Genomic DNA, 14,797 nt, shown 5'->3' on the forward strand with positions numbered 1-14,797 from the left:
AACCGTCCCCCGGACGGTTTCCGAGACGCCGCTCACTCAACAACCTTCGGCACGGCAAAGAAACCCTCGCGGGCATCGGGGGCGTTGGCGAGCACCTTCTCCTGGTAGCCGCCATCGGTGACGACATCCTCGCGGCGCTTCAGGCGCTGCGGGGTGACGGAGGTCATCGGTTCGATGCCGTCCACGTCCACTTCATTGAGCTGCTCGATGAAGCCGAGAATGGCGTTGAACTCGCCGGCAAGGGCCGGCAGCGCGTCGTCCTCGACCTTGATCCGGGCGAGTTTGGCGACGCGGCGGGCGGTATCTGTGTCGATCGACATTGGGGCCTCCGGGGTCGGGCGGATGATCGGTTGCGGTGTATCGCCCGGTGCGGCGGGTCGCAAGTCCAGCGCGGGGGAAAACGGCCGGGGGTGGTGCGGGACGCCTCGGTTATGACGTTTTGGTCGCGACAATGGCCGTTGTGTCGATCACACCGCCGGTCAAAGGAGGCGGAGTTCCTCATCGCGCGTGGTTTGCTTCGACAAAACGGACACAGACGGCACAGTAGCAAGGAAGCTCGTCGAGGTCACTTCGGCATATTGGCGGACCGAGCTTCCAGTCGCCTCGTTTGGTCCAAAGATCGCTTCCTGCGCAAAGCTGCCACTCGCATTGATTGAGCCCGTCGCACTTGCAACATCGCGGCACCAACCCAAAGCGCCCCTTCGCGGCGAGCGCGGCGAATGTCGACAATTGCAGGTGTCATCTGCTGTCTGCGCTCCACCTGTCAATGTGCGCTGATTGCGGGGTTTCGCTGCGGTCGCCTCCACCAGGTGCAACGCAGCGATACCAGCTCATTAATCCCATCTTAGAGGGATATCGTGCATCCCGGTGAGAGCACACGGTACCCGAGTCGAGCAAGCATCTCTCATGAACGAACCGAGATCTTTACATGGCCTTCCGATCCAATCGGTTTGGCTTTTTGGAGGCTTCATGTTCGGGTGTTGCTTCCCAACGGTAGCAATCGTGTTTGATCGCGTTTTTGCCGGAAACAACTCGTCCTCAGTTTGGACGACTCTCGTCTCAAATCCGATCCACTTCATCATTTTGCTGGCCCCCTTGGTTCTGGGGGCAACGGGTTTATTGATCGGTCGATCACATGAACGTCTGCGGGAGACTGTTCAGAAATTGTCGGCCGCTGAGCGGGAGCAGTGGCGGCTTGCAAACCACGATACGCTGACCGGTCTGGGAAACCGGCTGAAGCTGATGTCCGACATGGTAGACGCGCAACGGGAACACGGCAGACAAATCATAGTCCTGATGGACCTGAACAGGTTCAAGTCCATCAATGACAACTACGGGCATGAAGCGGGGGACTCGGTTCTCTGTCATTTTGCTCAGACCTTGCGGTCCGTTTTACCCTCTGACGTCAAGCTATATCGCCTGGGAGGGGATGAGTTTCTGGCCTTGTTTCCCACTGGCGTTGACGCAGAACGCGCCAGTCAAGCCGTCAGCGTGATAACGTCACAAAGCAAGGAACCCAAGCTTATCGGAGACGCGCAACTCAAGATCGGTGTCAGCCTGGGCCTCACGTCCCTGAGATCGGAAGATCAGCAATCGAGCGATGCGATCCAACGCGCAGATATTGCACTCTACCGGGCGAAGTCAGAGGTCGATAGCGCACTCGTGGTGTTCGAAGACAAGATGATGGAAGAAATCGGTCAGGTGAAGACCATACAGACCGATCTTGATGCCGCTTTGCGGCGCGGAGAACTCTATGTCGAGTACCAACCGATCCACAAAGGAGAGACAAACGCCCTGGTTGGTGCGGAAGCATTGCTGCGCTGGCGACATCCGCTTTTCGGGAACCTGCCCCCAGATAAGTTTATCGGCGTCGCGGAAGAGACCGACCAGATCGTGCAACTGGGACATCTCGTCCTCGAAAACGCCTGCAGGGCGGCAACGTTCTGGCCTGATGATCTGTGGGTATCTGCGAATATTTCCATCAAGCATTTTCAGCGTGCTGGCTTCCATGAAGAGGTGCTGGACATCCTGCTCGTGACCGGCCTGCCGCCCCACCGGCTTGTCATCGAGATAACCGAAACGATGTTGATCGAGGATCGCGATGCAGTGATGGCAGCGATCGGAAAACTGCACAAAAACGGCATAAGAATCTCACTCGATGATTTTGGAGAAGGGTATACCAGCGTGAAAAACCTGGTCTCGCTCGGCCTTGATCAACTGAAAATCGACATGTCCCTGACACGTGGTATCGACCAGAGCTCCCGTTCGCGCGGAATCGTTTCGGGCATTGTGACGATTGGCAAGGCAATAGACATCGAATCCGTCATCGAGGGGATCGAGCGAAACTCCGAGCTACAGGAGGCCAGGAAAATGGGAATTGACCTGGTTCAAGGGTATTATTTTTCCAAACCGTTGGGGCGTGATCAATTCGCCGATTACTGCCGCTCATACTATCTGGGATCGTCGCGCGCGTAGGCTGACGACCCGTTCGTGCCGACCGCGGCATTTGTGGCTTTGGGCTATCTTCCGCCGATAGACGTTCATTCTCGAAGGACCGGAGCAAAACAGAGCCCTCAACATGGTCTTTTTCGGCTGAGCAACGCCCCCCCTGCCACGACGGTTGGCAATGCCGTTACCGGGTGCCCGGTTGGGGATCGGGAGCGCGGCGTTTCTGTTCCATCCTGGTCAATCCAACGGTTGCACCGGGCATCGCACCCAAGCCTCGCGCTTGATGCATCTCCCGGGGGGGGATACCCTGCTCCCGACAGCCGGAGTTGACGTCACACTCGCCATGCTCGCCATCCTCGCCAATAAATCCTATCGCCACCTCTTCGCCGCCCAGATCGTCGCGCTTCTCGGCACGGGGCTGGCAACCGTTGCGCTCGGCCTGCTCGCCTATGACCTTGCCGGGGCGAATGCAGCCATGGTCCTCGGCACCGCCTTCACCGTAAAGATGGTGGCCTATGTCGGCATCTCGCCAATTGCAGGCGCCTTCGCTACCCGCTGGCCGCGCCGAACCATGCTGGTCACGCTGGATCTCATCCGCGCGGGCGTCGCCTTGCTCCTGCCCTTCGTCACCGAGATCTGGCAGGTCTACCTGCTGATCTTTGTCCTGCAATCGGCCTCTGCCGCCTTCACGCCGACCTTCCAGGCGACCATCCCCGACCTGCTCCCGGACGAGGAGGACTATACCCGCGCCCTCTCGCTTTCGCGCCTCGCCTATGATCTCGAATCACTGGTCTCGCCGATGCTTGCCGCGCTGCTCCTGAGCTTCCTGAGTTTCGACACGCTCTTCTTCGGCACTTTCGCGGGGTTCCTCGCCTCTGCCCTGCTGGTCTTCTCGGCCATCCTGCCCAGCCCGACTCCTTCGGGACCGCGCAGCATCTACGAGCGCACGACACGCGGCTTGCGGATCTACCTGCGCACGCCGCGCCTGCAGGGGCTGCTGGCCCTGAACCTCTCCGTCTCTGCGGCCGGTGCAATGGTCATCGTCAACACGATCACCCTCACCCGCACCGAGCTTGGTCTCGGAGCGAACGGCGTCGCCCTGACCCTCGCGGCTTTCGGCTGCGGCTCCATGATCGCCGCCCTCCTCCTGCCGCGCCTGCTCGATCACGTCCCGGACCGCCCTGTCATGCTGGTCGGTGCCATGGCGATGACAGCGCTCCTGCTCGGTCTCGCCGGGATCATTTCCGCAATCGGCCTCTCCTGGCCGCTCCTCCTCGCCGCATGGCTCGCCCTCGGCGTCGGCTACTCGACCACCCTCACCCCTTCCGGCCGCCTCCTGCGCCGGTCCGCGCACCCGGAAGACCGTCCGGCTGTCTTCGCGGCGCAATTTGCGCTGTCACATGCCTGCTGGCTGCTGAGCTACCCGCTGTCGGGCTGGCTCCAGACCCGCTTCGGCACCGTCCCGGCGCTGGTCACGCTCGGAATGCTCTGCCTCGCCGGGGTTCTGATCGCGCGCCGATTGTGGTCCCCCGGACAGGTCCGGGAGGTCGAGCATGAGCATCCGGACCTGCCATCGGACCACCCGCATATGCAGGGCGGACATCGGCATAGTCACACCTATATCATCGACGACCACCACAGCCATTGGCCGCAGCAGGGCTGATCCAACGAGTGCAGGGGGGAGGCCTGCCCCCGGGGCTGGAGTGTCTATTCGATGCTACCTTACGCGCCGGCTCCGCACATTGGGGGCAAACGGTGACGGACACGGAAACATAACCAAGCTGCCCCTACCCGTCTCGCAACAGACCCAGCGCGTCATCCGGACCGAGCGGCGCCGGACGCGCGCAGGATGTCGTCAGCGTGACGAAGTCCCCGCATTCGCCGGAGCGCAGGATGGAGGTCATCGCATCCACCACGTGGATCGCCAGCTCCAGCGAACAGCGATGCGCACGGTTCTCGTCGATCGCCGCCATCATCTCGGCCAACCCCGCGCAGCGGAAATTGGCGCGCATCCCGCCCGGGTGTTCGTCATTGGCGACGCCGAACGGATGATCCCACGGCGCGAGCACCTCCGCGTCCTCTTTCGTCGCGCGCTGCAAATCACCGCCGAAGAAATTCGGATCCGGCAAGTAGAGGCTCGCCTCTGAGCCATAGAGCTCCATGTTGGCGTGGCGATGCGCGGTGATATCCCAGCTTGCTCCGAGCGTGATCGTGGCACCGCTCTCGAAATCGAGCAGGGCATGGATATTGGTCGGCGTGTCCACCGGGACCGTCTCGCCCGCGCGCGGACCGGAGCCGATGGTGCGGGTCGGGAAGCTGGCATTGGCAAGGGCCGCCACGCGTTTCACCGGGCCAAGCAGTTGCACGAGATTGGTGATGTAATAGGGCCCCATGTCGAGGATCGGCCCCCCCCCGGGCTGGAAGAAGAAATCCGGGTTCGGGTGCCAGCCCTCCATGCCGCGCCCCATGATATGGGCGGTGCCGGCGACCACGTCGCCGATCCCGCCCGCGTCGATCAGGGAGCGCGCCTGCTGATGCGCGCCGCCGAGGAAGGTGTCCGGCGCGGAACCGATGCGCAGCCCCTTCTCGGTCGCCAGCGCGCGCAGCGCCTCGCCCTGTTCCAGCGTCAGGACCAGTGGCTTTTCCGAGTAGGCGTGTTTTCCCGCCTCAAGGATCGCCGAGGTTACATCGAAATGGACCTCCGGAATGGTGAGATTGATCACCGCGTCGATCTCGTCCGAGGCCAACAGGTCCTCGACGCTCATGGCGGCGATGCCATAGGCCTTGGCCTGCGCCTGTGCGACCTCGGGCTTGATATCGGCGATAGCCGTCATCTTCAAACCGCGGAACAGAGGGCCGAGCTTGAGATAGGCCGAAGAGATATTGCCGGCACCGATAATGCCGATTGCGTGGTCTTTCATGGGTGTGTTCCTCAGAAGGCCTGCGCCGTGGCGATGGAGCGGCGGGCGAAGCGGGCATCGTCTGACGGGTTGTCGTGTTCCATGATGCGAAAACGGGCGGCGGAGGCGTCGACCGCGGCGATAACGGGCGCCCAGTCGATCACACCATGACCAAGATCGGCCCAGCCGCCTTCGTCTAAACAGTCTCCGTCCGGCGCCACATCCTTGAGATGGACCGCGAGGATCCGGTCGGCGTATTTCGTGGCCCAGTCGGCGGGCGCATGGCCAGCACGGGCGACCCAGCCGAGATCCAGTTCGAGACCGATCTCCTCGCCGCCGGCGAGAAGCTGGTCGAGCGGCAACTCGCCGGAAGCGGTCGGAGCGAATTCGAAATCATGGTTATGCCAGCCGAAGGCAAGCCCGGCATCGCGGATCGGCTTGCCGGCTTCCGCCAGCTGCTTGCCGAAAGCGGCCCAATCGGATGGGCGGGCCTCCGGCGGCAGGAAGGGGACGATAATCGCCTCGACATCGAGGATCCCGGCGATCTCGATGGCGAGGTCCGGCGTCTCGGAAACCATGTCGAAGCCAAAATGGCCGGTGGGCATCTTCAGCCCGGTGGCGGCAAGTTCCGCTTCGAGTTTCGCGGCCGCATCCACATCCGGATAGAGTCCGCCGAACCCTTCGACCTGAGTGTAGCCGAGCCCGGCCACTAGGCGCAGCGTCTCGGGGAGAGGACCGAAATTGCGGGAGGAGTAGAGCTGGTAGGAATAGTCTCGCATGGGGTTGCCTTTCGGAACGCGGGTCAGCCGTAAATGGAGCTGGCCGAATGGAGATCCCGGAGCGTCAGGTTGGGCTTGGCGGCGGGGTCTTTGGGAGTGAACTGGATTTCGGCGGGGACGCCAGGGAGAAGCAGGACGCCATTTTCCGAGAACTGGCCCGGGACATCCGCTTCGAGGGCGGTGAAGAAAGCGGGTTTCGCGGCGGTGAGCTGGATGCGGAAAGCTCCCTCGGCCTCGACGACCTCCATGTCGATCTCGGGGGCTTCGAGCGGGTAGGCCTTGTAGGGGCGCGGCGCGAAATGATCCGCGCCGGTGGTTCCGTCGGGCAGGTGCCAGCGATAGACCAACACCTCGAGCGCGCCGATTTCCGTGACACGAAAAATCTCGTTGGCACCGCCCGCTTCAAGGGACGCGGTCACGCTGCCGAGCAGGCGCTGGCTGCCATCCATGCTCAATGCCGCGACCTCAAGCGTGATCTCGACCGGGTCCGGCGCGTCGTTGATGGCGTGCAGGACGATCTCGCTGCCGTCGGGAACGGCGGAGACGAAAACCGGGGCGTAGAAGCGTCGCGCCGCGTGGTGCAGCAGCTTCCAGCCGCCGCCATGGTCGAGCGAGGACCACGAACAGACCGGCCATGTGTCATTGAGCTGCCAGATCAGCGTGCCCATGCAGTGCGGCTTGAGGCTGCGCCAATGGGTGACGGCGGTGTGGATCGCCAGCGCCTGCTGGACCTGGCTCAGATAGACGAAATTCTCGAACCCGTTTGGAAAGCGGAAATAGCGGAACATGGTCTCGGCGATGCGCGCATTGCCGCCCTTGTTCTTCTGGTGGCTCTCGAACACCGGGGCCGAGATGTTGAAATCTTCCGGCGCCGCGAAACGGCGGATGACATCCATCGACGGGTAGGACTGGAAGCCGAATTCGGAGCAGAAGCGCGGGGAGACATCGCGGTAGTGGTCGAAATCGCGGCCCTCGTGCCAGACGGACCAGAAATGCATGTCGCCGGAGCTGTCATCATGCCAGGCATCGCCAAAGGAGAGCGGTCCCGGCGTGGGCGAGCTGGGCCACCAGATCGCCTGCGGGTCCGTCGCCAGAAGCGTGGCTTCGAGGGCGCGGTTGAGCCGGTCGTAATTGACGAGGTAGCGGTCGCGGTCGCGTCGGCTCTCCTCGAACCAGGTCAGCGCGCCGACCAGCTCGTTGTCGCCGCACCAGAGCGCTGTCGAGGCGTGGTGATGCAGCCGGGCGACGGTGTCGCGCACCTCCGCCTCGACCTCGGCAAGGAAGTCTGGCGTCGAGGGATAGAGATTGCAGGCGAACATGAAATCCTGCCAGACGAGCAGGCCCATCTCGTCGCAGAGATCGTGGAGCCAGGTCGGTTCGTAGCGACCTCCGCCCCAGATGCGGATCATGTTCATATTGGCCTGAACGGCGGACTGAAGCAGTTCCTCGACCTCTTGCGGGTCGATCCGACCGGCCAGCGCGTCGGCGGGAATCCAGTTGGCACCCTTGCAGAAGATCGGGCGACCATTGACCTTCAACAGGAAGGAGCGGCCGATCTCATCCGGCTCGCTTACCAGCTCGATCTGGCGCAGCCCGATGCGGCGCTCCTCGGTTTGTGCGCCGAGCTGGACAGAGAGGTCGTAGAGCGGCTGCATGCCTTGCCCTGCCGGCCACCAGAGTTCGGGATTTGCGACCTGAAACTCGGCGATGAGACCGGGGGCCTTGCTGTCCTTGGGGACCGCGATACTCTTCTGCATCCCGCCGAAGGTGAAGGTCAGAGCCGTGTCTTCGGCCGAGACCCCGTCGAGATGGGCGGCGACCCTGACGGCCACGCCGTCGCCGGAATGATCCTGCGAGATCGCCAGTCGCTCGATGCGCAACGCTTCATGCGGCTCAAGCCGAAGCGCACCGTAGACACCGGAGGCGGCCAGCGCGATGTTCCAGTCCCAGCCGAAATCGCATTGCGGCTTGCGCAGCATGTTGCCGTTGCGAATGGGAGAGTTCTCGCCATGGTCAGGGATCGGGAAGGGCTGGGCGGCGGCTCGCGCGTCGCATTCCCGGGTGACCGAATGCAGCCGGATTTCGAGCGTGTTGGCGCCAACCCGCGCAGCTCGGGAGATATCGGCACGATAGGTCCGGTGGGCGTTCTGCGTTTCCAGCACCGGGATATTGTTGAGCGAAATCGTGGCGACGGTATCGACCTCGCCGAGAACCAGCGTGAAATCGGTGCGGTCCAGCTCGATCTCCCGGGTCAGGATCCAGTCGCGCTCGCAGATCCATCGCAGGTCGTATTCATTGCGGCCCCAATAGGGATCGGGAATTTGCCCGGCCGCGTGCAAGCCGGTGATTATGTCGCCGGGCAGGGTGAGGGCAAATCGGTGCGCGCCGCACTCGTCGGTCGCGGTCCATTGGCCGGCAAGCGAAATGGCACCGGCATGCTGGGAATGGGTCATAGTCTGAGTTCCGAGGCCTTGTCGAAGAAGGAGGCTTTTGTCGGGTCGATGCCGATGCGGATCGTGTCGCCGTCGCGAATTTCGGCCTGCCCGTCCATGCGGAAGCGGAAAGACTGGCCGGCGAGCGTGGTCCAGATCTGTGTATCGGAGCCCATCGGTTCGACCAGTTCGACCGTGACATCTGCCTGAATGGCCAATCCCTCGAGATCATGGCCGGTTGCGACATGCTCGGGGCGGATGCCCATCTCGGCCGGACCGGTGGCCGTGCCCTCGAAGGCGTATCCGGAGATGTCGAAATGCGCGCCGCCGGTCTCGAAGTGTCCCTCGGAGAGCGTGCCATCGAGGAAGTTCATCGACGGGGAGCCAATGAAATCCGCAACATAGCGGTTGCGCGGTCGGTTGTAGATCTCGGCCGGCGAGGCGAGCTGCATGATCTGCCCGCCCTTCATGATCGCGATCCGGTCGGCCAGCGTCATCGCCTCGACCTGGTCGTGGGTGACATAGATCATCGTGTTTTCGAGTTGCTGGTGCAGCCGCTTGATCTCGACCCGCAGGTCGGCGCGCAGCTTGGCGTCGAGATTGGAGAGCGGTTCGTCGAAGAGGAACACATCCACGTCGCGCACCAGCGCCCTGCCGATGGCAACGCGCTGGCGTTGGCCGCCCGAAAGCGCGCCGGGTTTGCGCTTCAACAGCGGCTCGATCTGAAGGATCTTCGACGCCCGGGCAACCCGTTCGGCGATGTCCGCCTTGGGCAGGCCGGCGTTTTTCAGCCCGAAGGAGAGGTTCCCTTCCACGGTCATCTGCGGGTAAAGCGCGTAGCTCTGGAACACCATGCCGATGCCGCGCTCGGAGGGTTCCAGCCAGGTGACATTCCGGTCCTTGATGAAGATCTGCCCGTCCGTGACGTCCAGCAATCCGGCGATGCAGTTGAGCAGGGTGGACTTCCCGCAGCCCGAGGAGCCGAGCAGGACGAGGAACTCGCCGTCATGGATGTCGAGATCGAGGTCCCTGAGCACCTTGACGGCGCCGAAAGCGAGGTCGAGCGAGCGGATGGAGACTGAGTGCATTTTCTTATCCCTTCACGGCGCCGGCGGCGATGCCGCGAACGAAGAGCTTGCCGGAGATGAAATAGATGGTGAGCGGGACGAGCCCCGTCAGCAGGGTTGCCGCCATGTTGACGTTGTATTCCTTCACGCCCTGCACCGAGTTGACGATATTGTTGAGCTGCACCGTCATCGGGTAGATTTCCGGCTTGGTGTAGATCACGCCGAAGAGGAAATCATTCCAGATTCCGGTGACTTGCAGGATCATCGCCACCACGAGGATCGGCAGCGCCATCGGCAGCATGATGCGGAAATAGATGGCCCAGAAGCCGGCGCCATCGACGCGGGCGGCCTTGAACAGCTCGTCCGGGACGGAGGTGAAATAGTTGCGGAACAGGAGCGTCAGGAGCGGCATGCCGAAGATCGTGTGGACGAGGACGAGCCCCCAGAGCGAGCCGTAGAGGCCAAGCTCGCGCAACAGGATGACGATTGGGTAGATCATCACCTGGTAGGGGATGAAGACGCCGATCATCAGGATGGTGAAGAAGACCTCCGAGCCGGGGAAGCGCCATTTGGAGAGCGCGTAGCCATTCACCGAGGCGACGGCGATGGAGAGGATGACCGAGGGGATGAGGATCTGGACAGAGTTCCAGAAGCCGCGGCTGAGCCCGTCGCAATTGATCCCGGTACAGGCCTCCGACCAGGCCTTGATCCAGGGCTCGAAGGTGATTTCGACGGGGGGCGCGAAGATATTGCCCATGCGGATCTCGGGCATGCCCTTGAGCGAGGTCACGACCATCACGTAGAGCGGCAGCGCGTAATAGGTCGCCATGACGATCAGCGTGCCGTAGAGCATGATATTGCGCCCCGAGAGGCTGCGGCTCGGCTTCGGGCCGCGCGGACCATCGAGGAGGCGGGTTTCATCCGTCATGTTTCTTGCCTCCGAATTCGAGATAGGCCCAGGGAATCAGGATGATCGCCACGGCGAGCAGCATCATGGTCGAGGCAGCGAAGCCCTGGCCGAGATTTTGCGAGGAGAACATGCGGTCATAGACGTATTTGGCGGGGACTTCGGAGGCGATCCCCGGGCCCCCGGCGGTCATGGCGACCACGAGGTCGTAGACCTTGATGATACCTGCGGTGATGACGACGAGCGCGGTGATGAAGACCGGGCGCATCATCGGGACAATGACCCGGAGATAGGTTTTCCAGACCGGGATTCCGTCGACCCGTGCGGCCTTCCAGACATCCTCGTCGATGCCACGCAGGCCCGCGAGCATGATGACCATGACAAAGCCCGTGCCCTGCCAGAGGCCGGCGATCAGCAACCCGTAAATGACGATCTGGGCGTTGTAGAGCGGGTCGAACTCGAAGCCGGTGAAGCCCATGGAGCGGACAACGTGCTGGATGCCGAGATCGGGGTTCAGGATCCATTGCCAGACCAGGCCGGTGACGATGAAGCTGAGCGCGAAGGGGTAGAGGAAGATGGTCCGGAAGGCGGCCTCGAAACGGATCTTGCGGTCGAGCAGCGCGGCCAGCGTGAAGCCGATCACGAGGGTGAAGCAGAGCGAGAAGATGCCGTATAGCGCGAGATTCTCGATGGAAATCAGCCAGCGGCGGGTGTTCCAGAGCTTCTCGTACTGATCGAAACCGACCCAGTTGAGCTTGGGCAGCAGCTTGGAGCCGGTGAAGGAGTGGACGATGGTCCAGCCTGTACAACCGATGAAGACCACAAGTGCCGTCAGCACCATCGGGAGCGAGGCGATCTTGGAGGTCAGGTTGCGAAAGAGCGGATTGGGCGGACGGCTCCCGTCCGCCCGGGAGGCGGGGGTGGTGTCTGGTGGGCTCATGGAAACCTCCGGCCGGTCGTGACGGCCTGTCGGATGCAAGGGGTGGGCCCGGCGCGCGGCCGGGCCCGGGGATCGCTCAGGCGATCATTCGGCGCGGGAAATGATTTCCGCGTAGGCTTTCTGAGCATCTTCCGGAGCATAGGAATGATCCGACCAGAACTCGGTCAGCAGGTCTTCCAGCTCGTCGAGGATGTCGCGGCTCAACGCCATGTCGCCGGAAGGGATGGTGCCGCCATCGACGAGGATCTGCAGACCCTTCTTCATGCAGTCATTCGCGGCCGAGAGGTCCACGTCGCCACGCACAGGCAGCGAGCCCTTCTTGAGGTTGAAGGCAACCTGGGCTTCCTTGGACATCAGGATCGAGGCCAGTTCCTTTTGGGCAGCGGTGATCTCCGGGTCTTCGTTGACCGGGAAATAGAAGGCATCGCCACCAGTGTCGATCACCGCGTTGACACCAAGGCCCGGCAGGCAGGTGTAATCTTCACCGGCAACTTGCTCGGCCACGGCGAACTCGCCCTGGGCCCAGTCGCCCATGATCTGCGCGCCGGCCTGACCGGTGATCACCAGGTTGGTGGCCTGGTTCCAGTCCTGCACCTTGCTGTCCTTGGAAAGCTCGCGGGCCAGCGCGGCGGCTTCGAAGACCTTGGTGTATTCCGGCCCCATCACGGTCTCTTCGTTCTTGTTCACGAAGACATCGGTCCAGGCATCAACACCGGCAATGGCGACCGACATCACGCCGAAGGCACCGTTGGACTGCCAGGCCTGGCCACCGACGGCGAGCGGTATTTTCCCGGCTTCCTGAAGCGCAGGGGCGGCAGCGACGAACTCATCCCAGTTCTGGGGCACATCAACGCCGGCATCGGCAAAGGCCTTGTGGCTCAGCCACATCCACTGCCAGGAGTGAATGTTGATCGGCGCGCAGTAGATCTTGCCGTCGAGCGTGCAGGCGTCGAGCAGCGAGGGCGGGTTAACCACATCCTTCCAGCCTTCGGCCTCGGCGATCTCGGTGAGATCCATCATCAGGCCTGCCTCGATCAGCTCCTCGGCCTGCCGGCCGTGGTTGAGCTGGGTTGCCCCCATCGGGTCGCCCCCGAGGATGCGGCTGACGATAATCGGGCGGGCTGTGCCGCCAGAGCCGGCGATGGCGCCGTCGATCCAGGTGTGGTCCGTGCCCTCGCTGAAGGCCTTGGCGAACTCGGCCACGGCGGCCGCCTCTCCTCCCGAAGTCCACCAATGCGTCACTTCAAGATCGGTCGCAAAGGCGGCGGAGGCGCTTGTCAGCGCGGTTGCAGCCAGCAGTCCGGTGATGGTTCTCACGTTTCTTCCTCCCAGAACTAAAACGTTGTAGGGAGAGCCTAAAACGATGTAGATTCTTAAATCAAGGGAGTCGTTCCGCCTTTTTCGCTGTTTTTCGAAACCGCCCGGCGGCGCGAAATCGGTTGCTGTTAGCGTCTGGAGCATGGCAACTGCGACTGAGAAACGGGAGCGGTACCGGTGACATCGAAGCGACCGACGCTGAAGACGATTTCGGAGCTGAGTGGGTTCGCGGTGCCGACGGTGTCGCGGGCACTCAAGGATGCGCCCGATATCGGCGAGGCCACGAAGCAGACGGTGCGCCGAATCGCGACCGAGGTCGGCTATGTCCCGAATCGGGCCGGTGTCCGTCTGCGGACCGGCAAGACAAATGTCATCTCCATCGTTTTGAGTTCGGAGCTGGACGCGCTGGACGACCATTCCGGGCGGATCATCAACTCGGTTGCCCAGGTGCTGCGGGGCACGCCTTATCACATGACGGTCACCCCCTATCTGGAGGGCGAGGACCGGCTGGCCCCGATCCGCTACATCGTCGAGACGCGCTCCGCCGACGCGGTGATCTTCGCCCAGGTCGAGCATGAGGATCGCCGTGTCGATTACCTGCTCGACCGGCATTTCCCCTTCGCGACGCTGGGGCGCTCCGGTCGCTGCGAGGAACATCCCTATTTCGATTTCGACAATGTCGAATTCGGCAGACAGGCCGTGCGCCGCCTTCTCGGGCGCGGGCGGCGAAATCTGCTGCTGGTCGCTCCGCCCTTCTCGCAGAGCTACAGCCGCCACATGATCGCGGGCGCCCGCGAGGCGGTCACAGGCACCGAGGCCCGGCTGGCGGTGACCGACGAAATCACGAGCCATGACCAGCGCGAGATCATCAGTGCGGCGCTCGTGCGGCATCTGCAGGCCGATGCGACGATTGACGGCATCATTGTTCCCGCGACAACCGCGGCGATTGCATCGACCATGGCGATCGAGCGGCTGGGGCGCCGGCTCGGCGAGACGATCGATATCTATTCCAAGGAGCCGTCGCCCTTCCTGCGTATGTTCCGGGCGCCGATCATGGCCGTCCACGAGGAGCCGCTGATCGCCGGTCGCTTCCTCGCCGAAGCAGCAATCCGCGCCATCGAACAGCCCGAACTACCTCCGATGCAAGCGGTTGAATGCGCGCGCGAACCTTTCGCTCCGTAAGGCGGTCCGGTCCACTCAAGTTGGGCGCATTCGCCAGAAATCCGCCCAAATCTTTACCTGTTCCCGGTCACAAACCAGCCCTTTTTCCCGGTTAATCCTGTCTTCAGAATTCAAGCCGATGATAGGACCGAAGGTGAGTTCGTGATGGATGAAACCGCAAAGATCGAACGAAAGTCGAATGGGCGCGTTGCCGCTTTCGCCTGTTTCGGGCTTGCATTGGCCTGCGTCGTAGCACGCGCCTCGCTCGGCGCCCGCAAGCCGGATATTGCCTTGCTACCGTTGACGGCGGCCGGCATTCTTGCCTGTCTCGGGCTTTTCCTGCTGCTACGCGGAGTATTCGCCGGGCGAACGCGTTCGAAATCGGACGAGCCCGAAGCGACAGTCCAGATCGCTCCATATTCTCCGGAAATGTCGGATGGCTCTGACGGAGCCGAGGCGGTGCAGGCCGTCCTTGCTCCCCTTTCGAAAATCGGCGAACCGGCGGAGTGCGAGGCCAGTCGCACGGCACCGCGTGCGCCGCGTGGACGGGCCGTGTCACGCAAACGGGTTGCTGCTCAACGGCTTGGGTCGGAATGGAGCAACGACCTGCAATTGTCGCCGCGCGCCCAGGCACGATTGGAAGCAGATCCCTTCGTGCAACGCCTTGCGAGGCTTGCATAGCGGCTCGCCCACTCTCTGACCCGTCTTCAAACAGCACAAAGCGCCTGTCGAAGCGATCTTCAGCTGTTGGTTTGCCGATGTCTGAAAGGATGGAGCGGGTGAAGGGAATCGAACCCTCGTCTTAAGCTTGGGAAGCTCCTGCTCTACCATTGAGCTACACCCGCA

The 14,797-nt window shown here is 62.6% G+C and carries 12 protein-coding genes and 1 tRNA gene; 4 read left to right on the forward strand and 9 right to left on the reverse strand.

Annotated elements, in window-relative coordinates:
* Positions 1-32: 32 nt before the first annotated feature.
* Entirely contained in the window at positions 33-320 is a 288-nt protein-coding gene (gatC, locus tag R3X27_RS05650; RefSeq protein WP_317707859.1) for an Asp-tRNA(Asn)/Glu-tRNA(Gln) amidotransferase subunit GatC, read from the reverse strand.
* A gap of 586 nt (positions 321-906) precedes the next feature.
* Between gatC and R3X27_RS05655 the strand changes: the two genes are divergently transcribed.
* Together R3X27_RS05655 and R3X27_RS05660 are read left to right on the forward strand one after the other, a co-directional pair.
* On the forward strand, positions 907-2,475 hold the full coding sequence (locus tag R3X27_RS05655; RefSeq protein ID WP_317707860.1) for a putative bifunctional diguanylate cyclase/phosphodiesterase: 1,569 nt from the start codon (positions 907-909) through the stop codon (positions 2,473-2,475).
* A 316-nt stretch (positions 2,476-2,791) separates the two neighbouring features.
* Entirely contained in the window at positions 2,792-4,111 is a 1,320-nt protein-coding gene (locus tag R3X27_RS05660) for an MFS transporter (protein ID WP_317708053.1), read from the forward strand.
* A gap of 124 nt (positions 4,112-4,235) precedes the next feature.
* Here R3X27_RS05660 and R3X27_RS05665 read toward each other — a convergent pair whose 3' ends face one another.
* The 7 genes from R3X27_RS05665 to R3X27_RS05695 form a co-directional block, all read right to left on the reverse strand.
* Complete coding sequence (locus R3X27_RS05665) at positions 4,236-5,369, reverse strand: Gfo/Idh/MocA family oxidoreductase (RefSeq protein WP_317707861.1); 1,134 nt, start codon at positions 5,367-5,369, stop codon at positions 4,236-4,238.
* 11 nt (positions 5,370-5,380) lie between these two features.
* Positions 5,381-6,127: a sugar phosphate isomerase/epimerase gene (locus R3X27_RS05670; RefSeq protein WP_317707862.1), complete on the reverse strand. Its 747-nt coding sequence runs from the start codon at positions 6,125-6,127 to the stop codon at positions 5,381-5,383.
* 23 nt (positions 6,128-6,150) lie between these two features.
* On the reverse strand, positions 6,151-8,580 hold the full coding sequence (locus R3X27_RS05675) for a beta-mannosidase (RefSeq protein WP_317707863.1): 2,430 nt from the start codon (positions 8,578-8,580) through the stop codon (positions 6,151-6,153).
* Entirely contained in the window at positions 8,577-9,647 is a 1,071-nt protein-coding gene (locus R3X27_RS05680; RefSeq protein ID WP_317707864.1) for an ABC transporter ATP-binding protein, read from the reverse strand. Before R3X27_RS05680 ends, R3X27_RS05675 begins: the two co-directional genes overlap by 4 nt.
* A gap of 4 nt (positions 9,648-9,651) precedes the next feature.
* Entirely contained in the window at positions 9,652-10,554 is a 903-nt protein-coding gene (locus R3X27_RS05685; RefSeq protein ID WP_317707865.1) for a carbohydrate ABC transporter permease, read from the reverse strand.
* A complete protein-coding gene (locus R3X27_RS05690; RefSeq protein ID WP_317707866.1) occupies positions 10,544-11,473 on the reverse strand; it encodes a sugar ABC transporter permease in 930 nt (309 codons plus the stop codon). Before R3X27_RS05690 ends, R3X27_RS05685 begins: the two co-directional genes overlap by 11 nt.
* Positions 11,474-11,557: 84 nt before the next feature.
* Positions 11,558-12,790: an ABC transporter substrate-binding protein gene (locus tag R3X27_RS05695; protein ID WP_317707867.1), complete on the reverse strand. Its 1,233-nt coding sequence runs from the start codon at positions 12,788-12,790 to the stop codon at positions 11,558-11,560.
* A gap of 177 nt (positions 12,791-12,967) precedes the next feature.
* Here R3X27_RS05695 and R3X27_RS05700 point away from each other — a divergent pair, with 177 nt between their 5' ends.
* Both R3X27_RS05700 and R3X27_RS05705 read left to right on the forward strand, forming a co-directional pair.
* Positions 12,968-13,972: a LacI family DNA-binding transcriptional regulator gene (locus R3X27_RS05700; RefSeq protein WP_317707868.1), complete on the forward strand. Its 1,005-nt coding sequence runs from the start codon at positions 12,968-12,970 to the stop codon at positions 13,970-13,972.
* A gap of 144 nt (positions 13,973-14,116) precedes the next feature.
* Complete coding sequence (locus R3X27_RS05705; protein ID WP_317707869.1) at positions 14,117-14,632, forward strand: hypothetical protein; 516 nt, start codon at positions 14,117-14,119, stop codon at positions 14,630-14,632.
* Positions 14,633-14,722: 90 nt separating this feature from the next.
* Here the strand turns inward: R3X27_RS05705 and R3X27_RS05710 are convergent.
* A tRNA-Gly gene (locus R3X27_RS05710) sits at positions 14,723-14,796 on the reverse strand.
* Position 14,797: the final 1 nt, after the last annotated feature.

The sequence above is a fragment of the Tropicimonas sp. TH_r6 genome (assembly GCF_033101155.1).
In the GTDB taxonomy this organism is placed as follows: domain Bacteria; phylum Pseudomonadota; class Alphaproteobacteria; order Rhodobacterales; family Rhodobacteraceae; genus Tropicimonas.